This is a genomic window from Nonomuraea sp. NPDC047529, assembly GCF_040642995.1.
Lineage (GTDB): Bacteria > Actinomycetota > Actinomycetes > Streptosporangiales > Streptosporangiaceae > Nonomuraea.
In genome coordinates, this window is the sequence record NZ_JBEYTJ010000009.1 from 118,516 (window position 1) to 131,435 (window position 12,920).

Consider the following 12,920-nt stretch of genomic DNA (forward strand, 5'->3'; position numbering starts at 1 on the left):
CCACCCCGGAAAGCATCATCTTTGGGACGTAAGGGAAGATCTGAGGCATGACTGCGTTCGACGACCTCTATGCCGCCAACGCGAAGTACGCCAAGGACTTCGGCGACTCCGGGCTCACCGGCCGCGCAGCCCGCGGGCTGGCCGTGGTGACCTGCATGGACTCCCGCATCGACCCGCTGGGCCTGCTGGGCCTGCAGCCCGGCGACGCCAAGATCCTGCGCAACGCCGGCGCCCGCGTCACCGACGACGTGCTGCGCACGCTGGTCCTGGCCGTGTACCTGCTCGGCGTCGAGCGGGTCCTGGTCATGCCGCACACCGACTGCGGGATGACCAAGGTGACGGACGGCGACGTGCACGAGCTGACCAGCGCCCGCGGGGTGGACACCCGCAGCCTGGAGTTCCACACCGTCCCCGACCAGGGCGTGGCGCTCCGGCACGACCTCACCCGCATCCGCACGACGCCGTTCCTGCCCGCCGACATGCCGGTGACGGGCGCGATCTACGACGTCCGCACGGGCCGGCTCATGCCGGTCGCCGACTGACAGCCTCGCCCCGATCACGCTGGAAGGTGGCGTACAGCCACCACAGCGACGGGACCAGCAGCACCGCGCCGACGGCCAGCGACCCGAGGCTGGCGCCCAGCACCGCGTCGGTGGCCGCGGCGCGGTCGAGGGTCAGGCCGGGGAGCAGCACGGGGTACTGCCCCACGCCCCACCCCCACAGCAGCCCCGTCACGGCCAGCGCGGCGGTGACGCGTACCGCGAGGTAGGCCCGCCGCCACAGCAGCACCAGCGAGGCCAGCCCGGCCACCACCGACAGCACCAGCAGCGGCAGGGCCCGGCCCGAGGTCAGCTCGGTGAACAGGGCGGGCGCGTCGGCGCGCAGCACGAGCAGGCTCACCACCGCCAGCACGCCGACGACCGCCCCGCACCCCAGCGCCCGCCGCCGGAACTCCTCGGCCAGATCCTCCTCGCCGCCGCGCCGGGCGTCGCGGGTCAGGTAGACGGCGGCCAGGTACGCGGCCGTGGCGACGCCCAGCGCGCCGACCGCCATCGACGTGGGGTTGAGCCAGCTTCGGACCAGGTCGCCCTTGGCGATGCCGGGCGGCACCCGTCCGGAGGCGATGCCGCCCGCCGCGGCGCCGAGGAAGAACGGGGTCACCACCGAGGAGAAGGCGAAGGTGGCGCCGAACAGCCGCCGCTGCCAGAGCCGCGCGGAGACCTTGCGGAAGGCGAACGCCGCGCCGCGCCCGATCACGCCGAGGGCCACCAGCGTGAGCGGGATGTAGAGGGTGGAGGCGACCGAGGCGAACACCGACGGCACTCCGGTCCACGCCAGCACGATCACGAAGATCAGCCACACGTGGTTGGCCTCCCAGATCGGGCCGATGGAGTGCTCCACCAGGTCCCGCCGCCGCCGGCCGCGCTCGGCGCCGCCGGCCAGCAGGTCCCAGACGCCGCCGCCGAAGTCCGCGCCCCCGAACAGCACGTACGCCGTCAGCCCGACCCACATGACGGCCAGCATGATCTGCGGCAGCGGCATGGTCACACGACCTTGTAGCCGGTGACGTCGGGCTCCTGCGGCGCCAGCGGCACGGGCACGTCCCGGGACAGGCGGCGCATCACGTACACGGTGGCGACGGTCAGGGCCACGTACACTGCGGTGACCAGCGCGAACCCGTACACCAAGCCGGGCGCGGGGTTGACCGCCTCCGACGTGCGCATCACCCGGAACACGATCCACGGCTGGCGTCCGACCTCCGTGACCACCCAGCCGCTCTCCAGCGCCAGCACGGCGGCCACGCCCGACAGCGCGACACCACGCAGGAACCACGGCGTTCGCGGCAGATCACGCCGCCGCTTCCAGGACAGCGCGAGACAGGCCGCGAGCAGCAGCAGCGCGAAGCCCAGCAGCACCATGACCTGGAACCCCCAGTGCACGATGTTGACCGGCGGCCAGTCGGCGGGCGGCACCTCGGTCAGGCCGGCGATCTCGGCGTGCGGGTTCCAGTGGGCCAGCAGGGACAGGCCGTAGGGGATCTCCAGGGCGTACTTCAGCTCGCCGTCGACCGCGATCCCGCCCAGGTGCAGCGGCACGTCGCGGCTCGTCCGGAACACGCCTTCCATGGCGGCCAGCTTGACCGGCTGGTACTCGGCCACGAAGTGCGCGGCCCAGTCGCCGACGCCGATCTGCACGGGGGTGACGGCCGCCGCGACCGTGAGCGGCAGCAGCAGGCCGAGGCGGTGGTAGCGGTCCCGGCGGCCGCGCAGCATGGCGACCGCGTACACGCCGGCCATCAGGAACCCGGCCACCATGAACGCCGCCAGGATCATGTGCACGGTCTGCGGCGGCGTGGCCCGGTTGAACATCGCCGCCCACGGATCGACGGCGACGATCCGGCCGCCCTCCACCCGGTACCCCGTGGGCTGCTGCATCCAGGCGTTGGCGGCCACCACGAAGAACGCGCTGGCCACCCCCGCCAGCACGATCGGGATTCCCGACAGCAGGTGCGGGACGGGACGCAGCCGGTCCCAGGCGTACAGGTAGATGCCGAGGAAGATGGCCTCGACGAAGAACGCGATGCCCTCCAGCGAGAACGGCAGGCCGATGACCTCGCCGTACACGCCCATCATGCCCGGCCACAGGAGCCCCATCTCGAACGACAGGATCGTCCCGGACACCGCCCCGACCGCGAACAGCACCCCGAGCGCCCTGGCCCACCGCCGCGCCAGCAGCCGGTAGTTGTTGTCCCCGGTGCGATGCCCCCGCCACTCGGCCAGCAACGTGATGGCCGGCATCCCGACGCCGAGACAGGCGATGACGATGTGCCAGCCGAGCGACAACGCCATCTGCATCCGCGCCGCCCCGAGATCCACCGCCGCCCCCGCAGCCAGCCCCATCGAACGCCCCTCCCCCGCGACCACGCCCCGAGCGCGTGATCGGGGGCCGGCGAGCCACATGAACTCGTCCCTGACCGATTGCCCGCGAAACGGCGGCATCCCGCCCCGTACCCACTCGACCCGCGATAACACTAAGCAACCAACCGTTACCGAGAGCAGTCATTCGTGCCGCCCGCGACGGGCCTGCAGCCTCGCCCCCGGAAGGGCCCCCACGGCCCCAGAACGCCCCTGGAGCGCCTCGACCTCCGCCCGGACCTCCGTAGCTCTACGAGTGGCCGTAGCGCCGAGGCGTCGCCCCCAGGCCCCCTGAGCAGCCGAAGGGGCACCCTCAGGCCTCGACGCCACCGGAGGCGGCATACCCACACCCCCGAGAGCCCCACCCGGCCGCCTCACACGGCGACAACGGGCACGACACACCTCAAGGCCAGCTCGGCTTGACGCCCGCTGACACCAAGCGCATCACGGTGAGGCCCGCGATCCCTCTGGAGCCAGGAACCCTCTGACGCTCAGGCATTCCGTGGGACCGGGATGTCCTCCGAGAACCGGGCCCCGCGCCGGGGCCGTTTGGAGCCTCAGATTCCCTCTGCGGCCCACGGCCCTCTCAAGGCTGGAGCCCCTCTGGAGCCACCGGGGGCACCCTGAGGCCGGGGCAACCGGCCTCAGAAGGTGCCCGTCCCGGATCAGGCGTCGATGTGGTCGCGGTCGACCTCGGCCGCGCTGCTGACGATGAACTCCCGCCGCGGCGCCACGTCGCTCCCCATCAGCAGGCTGAAGATGGACTCGGCCCCTTCGGCGTCCTCGATGCGCACCCGGCGCAGCACCCGGTGCCGCGGGTCCATCGTGGTCTCGGCGAGCTGGTCGGCGTCCATCTCCCCCAGGCCCTTGTACCGCTGCACCGGGTCCTTCCAGCGCTTGCCCCGCCGCTCCAGGTCGCGCAGAACCTTGTGCAGCTCGGCGTCGGAGTAGCAGTAGATGTACTTCTCCTTGCCGCGCCCCGGGTTGGTGAGCTCGATGCGGTGCAGCGGCGGCACGGCCGCGAACACCCGCCCGGCCTCCACCATCGGCCGCATGTAGCGGTGGAACAGGGTGAGCAGCAGGCAGCGGATGTGCGCGCCGTCGACGTCGGCGTCGGCCATGAGGATGACCTTGCCGTAGCGGGCCGCCTCGATGTCGAACGAACGCCCCGACCCGGCCCCCACCACCTGGATGATCGCGGCGCACTCGGCGTTCTTGAGCATGTCGCTCACGGACGCCTTCTGCACGTTGAGGATCTTGCCGCGGATCGGCAGCAGCGCCTGGAACTCGGAGTCGCGGGCCAGCTTGGCCGTGCCGAGCGCGGAGTCGCCCTCGACGATGAACAGCTCGCTGCGGTCGACGGCGTCGCTGCGGCAGTCGACCAGCTTGGCCGGCAGCGCCGAGTTCTCCAGGGCGCTCTTGCGCCGCTGGTTGTCGCGGTGCTCACGGGCCGCGATGCGGGCCTTGGCGGCGGCGACGATCTTCTCCAGCACGGCCCGCAGCGGCTGCTTGAACCCGCGCGGCGGGTTGGCGAACAGCTCCTTGAGCTCGCGCGAGACGACGTGCGAGACGATGCGGGTGGCCGCCGAGGTGCCGAGGACCTCCTTGGTCTGCCCCTCGAACTGCGGCTCGGGCACCCGGACGGTGACCACGCCGGTCAGCCCCTCGGAGATGTCCTCCTTGTTGACCGGGTCGTCGCCGCTCTTCAGCAGCCGGGTCTCGCGCAGCAGCTCGTTGATCGTACGGACCAGGCCGCGCTCGAAACCGGTCAGGTGGGTGCCGCCCTTGGGCGTGGCGATCACGTTGACGAACGAGCGGATGGTCGACTCGTAGCCCTTGCCCCACCGGACCGCCACGTCGACGGTGAGCTCGCGCTGCACCTCGGTGGGCGTCATGTGGCCCTGGTCGTCGAGGACCGGCACGGTCTCGTGGAAGTGGCCCACGCCCTGCAGGCGCAGCACGTCGCAGACGGGCTCGTCGCGGGCCAGGAACTCGGTGAACTCGGAGATGCCGCCGTCGAAGCGGAACTCCTCGCCGGTGCGCTCCTCGCCTCTGCTGTCGAAGACCGCCAGCGTCAGGCCGGGCACCAGGAACGCGGTCTGCCGCAGGCGCACGTGGATCTCGTCGAGCGAGACCTCGGCGTCGGGCAGGAAGATCTGCTTGTCGGCCCAGAAGCGCACGCGGGTGCCCGTGACGTTCTTGGGCAGGCTGCCGCCGATCCGCAGCCCGGACTTCTTCTTGAACTTGGCCGTGGGCCCGTCGCCGTCGAAGACGCCGGGCACGCCGCGCCTGAAGCTGATCTCGTGGACCCGCCCGTCGAGGTCGACCTCGACGTCGAGCCGGGAGGACAGGGCGTTGACCACGGAGGCGCCCACGCCGTGGAGGCCGCCGGAGGCGCCGTAGGAGCCGCTGCCGAACTTCCCGCCGGCGTGCAGCTTGGTGTAGACGAGCTCGACACCGGCCAGGCCGGTCTTGGGATGGATGTCAACGGGGATGCCACGGCCGTTGTCCCGCACCTCGATGGAGCCGTCGGCGTAGAGCTCGACCTCGATGCGGTCGCAGTGGCCGGCCAGCGCCTCGTCGACGCCGTTGTCCACGATCTCCCAGAGGCAGTGCATGAGCCCGCGGCTGTCGGTGGACCCGATGTACATGCCCGGCCGCTTGCGTACGGCCTCGAGGCCCTCAAGCACCGACAGGTGACGAGCCGTGTAACCCGCCTCCACTACCGTCACTCTTGCTCCCCTGGTCTAAGCATCGAACACGTGTGCGTAGCCTACCGTTCTTCCCTTAGGCACGCGTACAAGCTTGCCATGGCGACACGTTTGCCGTTACCAACCGGCTGATCGCCATTACTTTCGGACACATTCTGCTCTGGGCGTAGCGAGGCGGAGATTGGGAACGTCCACGTCCGGTTAGATGTTGTCTCAAGTGACTGACGCCAGATCCTCGCTTCGGCGGGGGTGACCCGAAAGGCGATACGTGACTGGAGCTCTCGCCCCCGTTAAGCCGCTGACGGCCCTCGACCGCTGCGACCGCTGCGGCGCCCAGGCCTACATTCGCGCGACCCTGCCTGTTGGTGGGGAGCTGCTGTTCTGCGCCCACCATGGGCGTCAGCACGTCGCAGCGCTGCGCGAAAAGGGCGCCGACATCCTGGACGAGTCGGCTCGCCTCAGCGAAACCCCTTCAATGAACCCCAACGACGATCGCTGACGCGTTCGTTGTGATCACATAACCTCATATTGCACGTCCAGCTCGGCGATCCCGGCGCACCACGCCGGGGTCGCCGTTCTGCGTTCAGCCGTTGCGCACGCGGTAGTGGTACCGGCCGACGGTCTGGAATCCCTCGCCGCGGTACAAAGCCTGGGCCGCCCGGTTGGGCTCGGTGGTGACCAGATACGCGCTCTTCGCCCCGGCATGCCCGGTCAGAGCACGCAGCACCGTACGCGCGAGGCCGCGCCGCCGGGCGCTCGGCAACGTCGCCATGCAGAAGATCCCCGCCGTGTCGCCCTGCGGCACGACCCGCCCGACCGCGACCGGGACGCCGTCCTCCTCGACGGCCGCGTACCAGGCGGGCACGCCGGTGCAGATGCGGGTGGCCTCCTCCAGGCCGGCGCCGTACCGGCCGTCGACGGACCACCAGGTCTCCAGCCATTCCGGCCACGGGTGGTCCTCGATCCGGACCGGGCCGTGCGGCTCGGCCGGCGGCGATCCGGCCATGATGAGCGTCGGGTCGACCAGCTCGTAGCCTCTGCGGGCCAGCTCGGCGTCCAGGCCGGGCCAGGTGCCGGGGCCGATGGAGAAGGCGCAGCTCTGTCCCCGCTCGCCGTAGAACGCCTCGGCGGCGCCGATCGCGGCGTCGAGGTCGGCGGGGGCGTGCAGGGCCAGCACCGAGTTCGCCCGTTTGGTCACGCCTCCCGCGCTACGCAGCACCCAGCCGTCATGCGAACGCTGTTCGTAGGCCGGCCACGCCTGGTGCACCAGCAGGTCGACATTCATCCGCGCAGCCTAGCCGACCAGCGCGAACACCCTCTGACCGGCCCGTTAGGGTGTGGGGTTGTGCTGATTCTGCTGCCGCCGTCCGAAGGAAAGGCCTCCGAGGGGAGCGGGCCGCCGCTCGGGGAGCTGTCCTTCCCCAAGCTCGACCGTGCCCGCAAGCGGGTCGTCTCCGCGCTCATCCGGGCCTCCAAGCGCCGCGACGCCGCGCAGGTGCTCGGGCTGACGCCCGGCCTGGCGGGCGAGGCGGCCAAGAACACGGCGTTGCGGACCGCCCCCACCCTGCCCGCCGCCGACCTCTACACCGGCGTCCTGTACGACAACCTCGGCCTGAACACCCTGGACGACGCCGCCAGGGCCAGGGCGGAGGAGTCCGTGCTGATCTTCTCCGGCCTGTGGGGCGTGCTGCGCGTCACCGACCAGGTGCCCCCATACCGCCTGTCGATGGGCGTCAGCCTGCCGCCGCTGGGCGGTCTGGCCGCCTACTGGCGCACCCACCTGGCCAAGGAGCTGGACCGCATACCGGGGCTGGTGGTGGACCTGCGCTCATCCACGTACGCGGGGGCGTGGCAGCCCGGCGACCGGTCGGTGTCGGTACGCGTCTTCCGTGACGGCAAGGTCGTCAGCCACATGGCCAAGGCCACCCGGGGTGAGATCGCCCGCGTCCTGCTCCAGCAGGAGGAGGCCCCCGGCACCCCCGAGGAGCTGGCCAAGACCCTCGGCAACCTGGGCTGGACGGTCGACCTCACCGAGCCCGCGCGGGCGAACCGCCCCTGGCTCCTCGACGTGCACGTCACCGACCCGGCCTGACGGACGCCGCGAACGGCGATCGCCCCGCCCGGAAGGTTCCGGACGGGGCGATCGACGAGGTGGCTCCTAGTCCAGGTAGTCGCGCAGGACCTGGGACCGGGACGGGTGACGCAGCTTGGACATGGTCTTCGACTCGATCTGGCGGATGCGCTCACGGGTGACCCCGTAAACCTTGCCGATCTCGTCGAGCGTCTTCGGCTGCCCGTCGGTGAGGCCGAACCGCATGGACACGACGCCCGCCTCCCGCTCCGACAACGTGTCGAGAACGGAGTGCAGCTGCTCCTGCAGCAGCGTGAAGCTGACGGCGTCGGCCGGCACGATGGCCTCGGAGTCCTCGATGAGGTCACCGAACTCGCTGTCGCCCTCCTCACCCAGCGGGGTGTGGAGGGAGATGGGCTCGCGGCCGTACTTCTGGACCTCGACGACCTTCTCGGGCGTCATGTCCAGCTCGCGGGCCAGCTCTTCCGGCGTGGGCTCGCGGCCGAGGTCCTGCAGCATCTGCCGCTGGACGCGGGCCAGCTTGTTGATCACTTCGACCATGTGGACCGGGATGCGGATGGTCCGCGCCTGGTCGGCCATGGCACGCGTGATCGCCTGCCGGATCCACCACGTGGCGTAGGTGGAGAACTTGTAGCCCTTGGTGTAGTCGAACTTCTCCACGGCCCTGATCAGGCCGAGGTTGCCCTCCTGGATCAGGTCGAGGAACAGCATGCCGCGCCCGGTGTAGCGCTTGGCCAGCGAGACCACGAGCCGGAGGTTGGCCTCCAGCAGGTGGTTCTTGGCCCGGCGGCCGTCTTCGGCGATCCATTCGAGCTCGGCCCGGACGTCGACCGGCAGGCTCTCGGTCTCGCCGCCGCCGAGCTGCTCCTCGGCGAACAGGCCCGCCTCGATGCGCTTGGCCAGCTCGACCTCCTGCTCGGCGTTGAGCAGAGGGACCTTGCCGATCTGCTTGAGGTAGTCCTTCACCGGGTCGGCGGTGGCGCCGGCGGCGGCCACCTGGGCGACCGGGGCGTCGTCGTCGTCGTCGGACAGGATGAGGACCTCGTCCTCGGTCTTGTCCGCGGTGGCGGCGGCGACGTCGGCGGCCTTGGGCTCGTCGTCGGAGTCGTCGTCGGAGTCGGAGTCACCCTCGGAGTCGGAGTCGTCCTCGGCCACGATGTCGTCGACCTCGATGTCCTCGAGATCCTCCAGCTCCACGTCGCCGTCGAGCTCGAGATCGTCGTCGTCCGCGTCGGTCGCCTTGACGCCCTCGGGTGCCTTCGGCTTGGTCTCGGCAGGCCCAGCGCTGACTTCTGGCTTGGCCTTCTTGGCGGCGGCCGGAGCCGCCTTCTTCGGAGCGGGAGCGGCCTTCTTGGCCGGGGCCGGCTTCTTGGCCGGCTCGGCCTCAGCGGCGCCCACGACCGCGGTCACGGTCTCGGGCTGCTGCTCTTTGGCGGCCGCTGCCGTCTTGGTCTTGACGGGGGCAGCGGTGCGGCGCTTTGCTGGACCACGAGACTTCTTCGGCGCAGCCGAATCCGCGGCGGTCACCACCACGGTCACGCCCTCTTTGCTGAGGTTCCGCAAGAACGCGGCGGCGTGCGACATGGGGATGTCCGCCTCCTCGAAGGCCTGACGGACATCCTCAGACTCGAGGAAACCCTGCGAGCGCCCACGCTCGAGCAGTCGCTGAATGACGGGCTCGTTCAGCTCTTGTGGCTTCGAGCGAGTCGAACTTGCAGGCGACACGAACACCTCTCGAACGAACGCGTGGCGACAATGGACCCAGATGCCCGCTGGGGGCTGTTGCCTCTCTCGGAGATCGGTGAGGCCGTGCGAAGCGCGACGGACCCGACACAGCATTGTGGCACGACCCCGCACTCCATACGGCCACCTCCCGGCGGTTGTCCTCCACCCTAGGCCGACCAAGACAGTAGTGCGTACGTAAGCGGGGCACTGATACCCGAAAGCAACCGTTATGACTGTTTCATTCAGTCACTCTTCGTGGCCGGCGGAACGTGAATTGCGAGCGCGGTAACGTCATCATCCTGTTCATATCCCGACAACATCCGGTCAACCAGGAAGTCCAGCAACATGTGAGGACTACTCACCACCTCAGGCGGCGCTTCGGTCACAACACTGCAAATCTCTGCGAGACCGGCGTCAAGCCCTCGCTTCCTGTTCTCCACGAGACCGTCTGAGTAGAGCACTGCGGTGTGTCCCGGGGGCACCACGAACCGGAACTGCCGGCGGCTGGTGGGCCAGCCCAGCGGCGTGCCGGGCTCGGCGTCGCACAGGATCGCCGTGCCCTGGGGCGAGACGAGGACGGGCGGCGGGTGGCCGGCCATGGCCAGCGTGCCCTCGCCGGTGACCGGCTCGACCACCATGTAGGCCAGCGTCGTGACCTGCTCCTCCTCTTCCGTGGCCTCGAAGACCCGGTCGAGGCCGGTGAGCACGGCCGCGGGCGGCGGGTTGGTGAGCGCCAGCGCCCGCATGGCGTTGCGGATGCGGCCCATGCCCGCAGCGGCCTTGACGCCCTTGCCCATGACGTCGCCGACGACGGCCGCGACCCGGCCGTCCTGCAGGACGAACGCGTCGTACCAGTCGCCGCCGACCTGGACGTGGCGGCTGCCCGAACGGAAGCGCTGGGCCAGCACCAGGCCCTTGACCACGGGCAGGCGGTCGGGCAGCAGGCTGCGCTGCAGCGTCTCGGCGGTGCGGTGCTCGCGCTCGAAGAGCGTGGCCCGCTCGACGGCCAGGGCACACTGCCCGGCCAGCGCCTCCAGGAAGACGCCGTCCTCCTGGGAGATCTTCTGCGGGCGCGTGAACGAGAAGCGCAGCGCGCCGAGCGCCCGGCCGGCGGCCAGCAGCGGCAGGCCCACCCAGGCCCGCTCGTCGCCCTGGCTGATGAAGCCGGCCAGAGCCTCCTCGTCGTCGCCCGCCTCCAGCAACTGGGCCTTCAGCGACTCGGGCGACTCGGCGAAGACCGGACGGCGGCTGTTGACGGCCATCGTCATGACGTTGGAGTGCGACAACGGGATCTCGTCGCCCGAGCCCTGGACCTCGGGGATGCCCTCGCCGTTGACCAGCTTGAGCGCGGCGCGGTCGGTGTCGAGCAGCGCCACGGCCGAGCGGTCGGCGGCCAGGGCGGTGCGGCCGACGTCGATGATGACCTGGACGACCTGCTCGACCGTGAGGGCCTCGGCCAGCTGGGCCGTGGCGCCCTGGAGCCGGGCGGTGCGCAGGGCGGCGGCGCCGAGCTGGTCGGTCAGCCTGCCGCGCATCTCCTCGGCCTCGCGCTGCGGGGTGACGTCGGTGTTGGCGCCGACCCACTCCACGACCCTGCCGTGCCTGATGATCGGCACCGCGCGCACCTCGAAGTGGCGGTAGCCGCTGGCCCGGGTGCGGACCCGGTAGTTCCACTCGAACATCGTGCGGCCGCGCAGCGCCTCGCGCCAGGCCTCCTCGGTCTGCTGGCGCTCCTCGGGGTGGACGACCTCCAGCCAGCCGTTGGCGAGGTACTCCTCCAGCCCCTGGCCGGTGATCGCGCGCCACTGGGGCGCGTCCTCGACGACGGCGCCCGTGGGCGAGGTGATCCAGACGAGCTGGGACTGCGCCTCGACCAGCGAGCGGTAGCGCTCCTCGCTGCGGCGCAGCGCCTCCTCGGTCTGCCTGCTCTCGGTCACGTCGAGGCCCACCAGCGCGATGGCGCGCAGCTCGCCCGCCTCGTCGTGGACCGGCGAGAACGACAACGACCAGTGGCGGGTGTCGCCCTCGGCGGAGCGCACCCGCACGCGGCCCTCGGTGACCGGCGCGTCGCTCTCGATGACGGCCTGGACGGCGTGGGTGATGATCTGGCTCAGGTCGGCCGCCAGCACCTCGATCGGCGCACGGCCCACCAGGCGCTCTGCGGGCACGCTGACGACGTCGCTGAACACGTCGTTGACCCGCTGGACGCGGCCATCGCCGTCGAAGAACGCGAAGGCGAACTCGGCCTCCGACAGCATGCCCTTGAACAGGGCGGAGTCTGAGATGTCCACATCCGACTCCCGGGGACGGGGAACGGAGGTCTCGGCGCTCATGGTCGGCACCTCCGTCGCGTGCCAGGGTCTCCCACGCGGCACATCTCCATAACTGTGTATCGGCGTAGCGCAGCTCCGGGCGACCGGATTCTGCAGTACATCATCGGCGATGGGCATGCGCTGACGGAAGCCCCCGCCGCCGCCCGGTCGCCATAAGGGTCAACGCATCCTGTCAAAGTCGCTCCACATTGCGCAGCAAGATCAGGTTACTCGCCCTTGGCCGCGCGCTTGGCCTCCTGCTTGGCGGCGCGCACCCGGCCCAGGCTGTCGGTGTCGACCACGTCGGCGACCGATCGGTATGACCCCTCCTCGCCGTAGAGTCCGGCCGCCTCACGCCAGCCTGACGGCTGGACCCCCAGCTGCTTGCCCAGCAATGCCAAAAAGATCTGGGCCTTCTGCTTGCCGTATCCCGGAAGGGCCTGCAGTCGTTTCAACAAGTCTTTCCCGTCGGCCGCGTCGCTCCAGATGCCCTCGGGCCGCCCGTCGTAGTGTTCGACGAGGTAGGCCGCTAGCTGCTGGACGCGGGCGGCCATCGACTTGGGGTAGCGGTGCACGGCCGGCTTCTGCGCGAGGAGCGCGGCGAACGCCTCGGGATCGCAGGCGGCGATCTCCTCGGCGGTCAGGTCGTGCCCCAGCCGCTCCGAGATGGTGTACGGCCCAGTGAACGCCCACTCCATGGGAATCTGCTGGTCGAGCAGCATGCCGACGAGCAGGGCGAGCGGGCTGCGGCCGAGGAGCTCGTCTGCCTCGTCCCGCTGGGCGAGCTGGATGCGCATGGAAACAGCTTTGCACGAGAAGCGAACACAGGCGCCGCAGAGCCTTGACACAAGGCCGAGAAAAGATGAAATGGGATCGCAAGTCACCCTGCATACGTTCCTGGGGGTTTGCTCCCGGGTCTCCAGAGGAATCTCACATCTATGCTCGCTCTGGCCACACGCTTCCTCAAGGAGCCGGTCAGTCTCCGGCTGGCCGAAGAGTTCCTGACCGTACCCGTGGACACCATCGACCGGTGCGTGGCCGACGTGTGCGCGTGCGCCGAGCATCTCGGCGTCCCGGCCACGCCCGAGGTCGTGGAACGCATCGCCCGCGAGCACCTGCTCGCCATCGTGAACTCCGCCCCGCCGCCCCGAAGTCCCCGCTGATC

At 70.4% G+C, this 12,920-nt stretch carries 11 protein-coding genes; 4 read left to right on the top strand and 7 right to left on the bottom strand.

Annotated features, from left to right (window positions below; all coding sequences use genetic code 11):
- Positions 1–47: 47 nt before the first annotated feature.
- Positions 48–542, top strand: coding sequence for a carbonic anhydrase (locus ABZ815_RS16715; RefSeq protein WP_357698551.1), 495 nt, complete (start codon positions 48–50; stop codon positions 540–542).
- On the opposite strand, the gene ABZ815_RS16720 is transcribed toward ABZ815_RS16715, so the two are convergent.
- From ABZ815_RS16720 to ABZ815_RS16730, 3 genes are all read right to left on the bottom strand, one after another.
- A complete protein-coding gene (locus ABZ815_RS16720; RefSeq protein ID WP_357698553.1) occupies positions 523–1,542 on the bottom strand; it encodes a cytochrome d ubiquinol oxidase subunit II in 1,020 nt (339 codons plus the stop codon). The two genes, ABZ815_RS16715 and ABZ815_RS16720, sit on opposite strands and share 20 nt — an antisense overlap.
- Before the next feature lie 2 nt (positions 1,543–1,544).
- Entirely contained in the window at positions 1,545–2,900 is a 1,356-nt protein-coding gene (locus ABZ815_RS16725; RefSeq protein ID WP_357698555.1) for a cytochrome ubiquinol oxidase subunit I, read from the bottom strand.
- A gap of 680 nt (positions 2,901–3,580) precedes the next feature.
- Positions 3,581–5,647, bottom strand: a complete 2,067-nt coding sequence (locus ABZ815_RS16730; RefSeq protein WP_357698558.1) for a DNA topoisomerase IV subunit B — start codon at positions 5,645–5,647, stop codon at positions 3,581–3,583.
- A gap of 247 nt (positions 5,648–5,894) precedes the next feature.
- On the opposite strand from ABZ815_RS16730, the gene ABZ815_RS16735 reads away from it, so the two are divergent.
- A complete protein-coding gene (locus ABZ815_RS16735; protein ID WP_125639804.1) occupies positions 5,895–6,125 on the top strand; it encodes a hypothetical protein in 231 nt (76 codons plus the stop codon).
- Between the two features lie 84 nt (positions 6,126–6,209).
- On the opposite strand, the gene ABZ815_RS16740 is transcribed toward ABZ815_RS16735, so the two are convergent.
- On the bottom strand, positions 6,210–6,911 hold the full coding sequence (locus tag ABZ815_RS16740; RefSeq protein ID WP_357698560.1) for a GNAT family N-acetyltransferase: 702 nt from the start codon (positions 6,909–6,911) through the stop codon (positions 6,210–6,212).
- A 60-nt stretch (positions 6,912–6,971) separates the two neighbouring features.
- Between ABZ815_RS16740 and ABZ815_RS16745 the strand changes: the two genes are divergently transcribed.
- Entirely contained in the window at positions 6,972–7,718 is a 747-nt protein-coding gene (locus ABZ815_RS16745) for a peroxide stress protein YaaA (protein ID WP_357698562.1), read from the top strand.
- A gap of 66 nt (positions 7,719–7,784) precedes the next feature.
- Here the strand turns inward: ABZ815_RS16745 and ABZ815_RS16750 are convergent, their stop codons facing one another.
- The 3 genes from ABZ815_RS16750 to ABZ815_RS16760 form a co-directional block, all read right to left on the bottom strand.
- On the bottom strand, positions 7,785–9,443 hold the full coding sequence (locus ABZ815_RS16750; RefSeq protein ID WP_357698564.1) for an RNA polymerase sigma factor: 1,659 nt from the start codon (positions 9,441–9,443) through the stop codon (positions 7,785–7,787).
- Between the two features lie 242 nt (positions 9,444–9,685).
- On the bottom strand, positions 9,686–11,776 hold the full coding sequence (locus ABZ815_RS16755) for a SpoIIE family protein phosphatase (protein WP_357698567.1): 2,091 nt from the start codon (positions 11,774–11,776) through the stop codon (positions 9,686–9,688).
- A gap of 206 nt (positions 11,777–11,982) precedes the next feature.
- Positions 11,983–12,552, bottom strand: coding sequence for an HhH-GPD-type base excision DNA repair protein (locus ABZ815_RS16760; RefSeq protein WP_357698569.1), 570 nt, complete (start codon positions 12,550–12,552; stop codon positions 11,983–11,985).
- 141 nt (positions 12,553–12,693) lie between these two features.
- On the opposite strand from ABZ815_RS16760, the gene ABZ815_RS16765 reads away from it, so the two are divergent.
- Positions 12,694–12,918, top strand: a complete 225-nt coding sequence (locus ABZ815_RS16765; protein ID WP_357698572.1) for a hypothetical protein — start codon at positions 12,694–12,696, stop codon at positions 12,916–12,918.
- Positions 12,919–12,920 lie beyond the last annotated feature (2 nt).

Bases quoted from the DNA above. Each gene is read 5' to 3' on its own strand.
- ABZ815_RS16715 (WP_357698551.1), top strand. From the start codon at position 48: ATGACTGCGTTCGACGACCTCTATGCCGCCAACGCGAAGTACGCCAAG.
- ABZ815_RS16765 (WP_357698572.1), top strand. From the start codon at position 12,694: ATGCTCGCTCTGGCCACACGCTTCCTCAAGGAGCCGGTCAGTCTCCGG.
- ABZ815_RS16725 (WP_357698555.1), bottom strand. From the start codon at position 2,900: ATGGGGCTGGCTGCGGGGGCGGCGGTGGATCTCGGGGCGGCGCGGATG.
- ABZ815_RS16740 (WP_357698560.1), bottom strand. From the start codon at position 6,911: ATGAATGTCGACCTGCTGGTGCACCAGGCGTGGCCGGCCTACGAACAG.
- ABZ815_RS16720 (WP_357698553.1), bottom strand. From the start codon at position 1,542: ATGCCGCTGCCGCAGATCATGCTGGCCGTCATGTGGGTCGGGCTGACG.
- ABZ815_RS16760 (WP_357698569.1), bottom strand. From the start codon at position 12,552: ATGCGCATCCAGCTCGCCCAGCGGGACGAGGCAGACGAGCTCCTCGGC.
- ABZ815_RS16755 (WP_357698567.1), bottom strand. From the start codon at position 11,776: ATGAGCGCCGAGACCTCCGTTCCCCGTCCCCGGGAGTCGGATGTGGAC.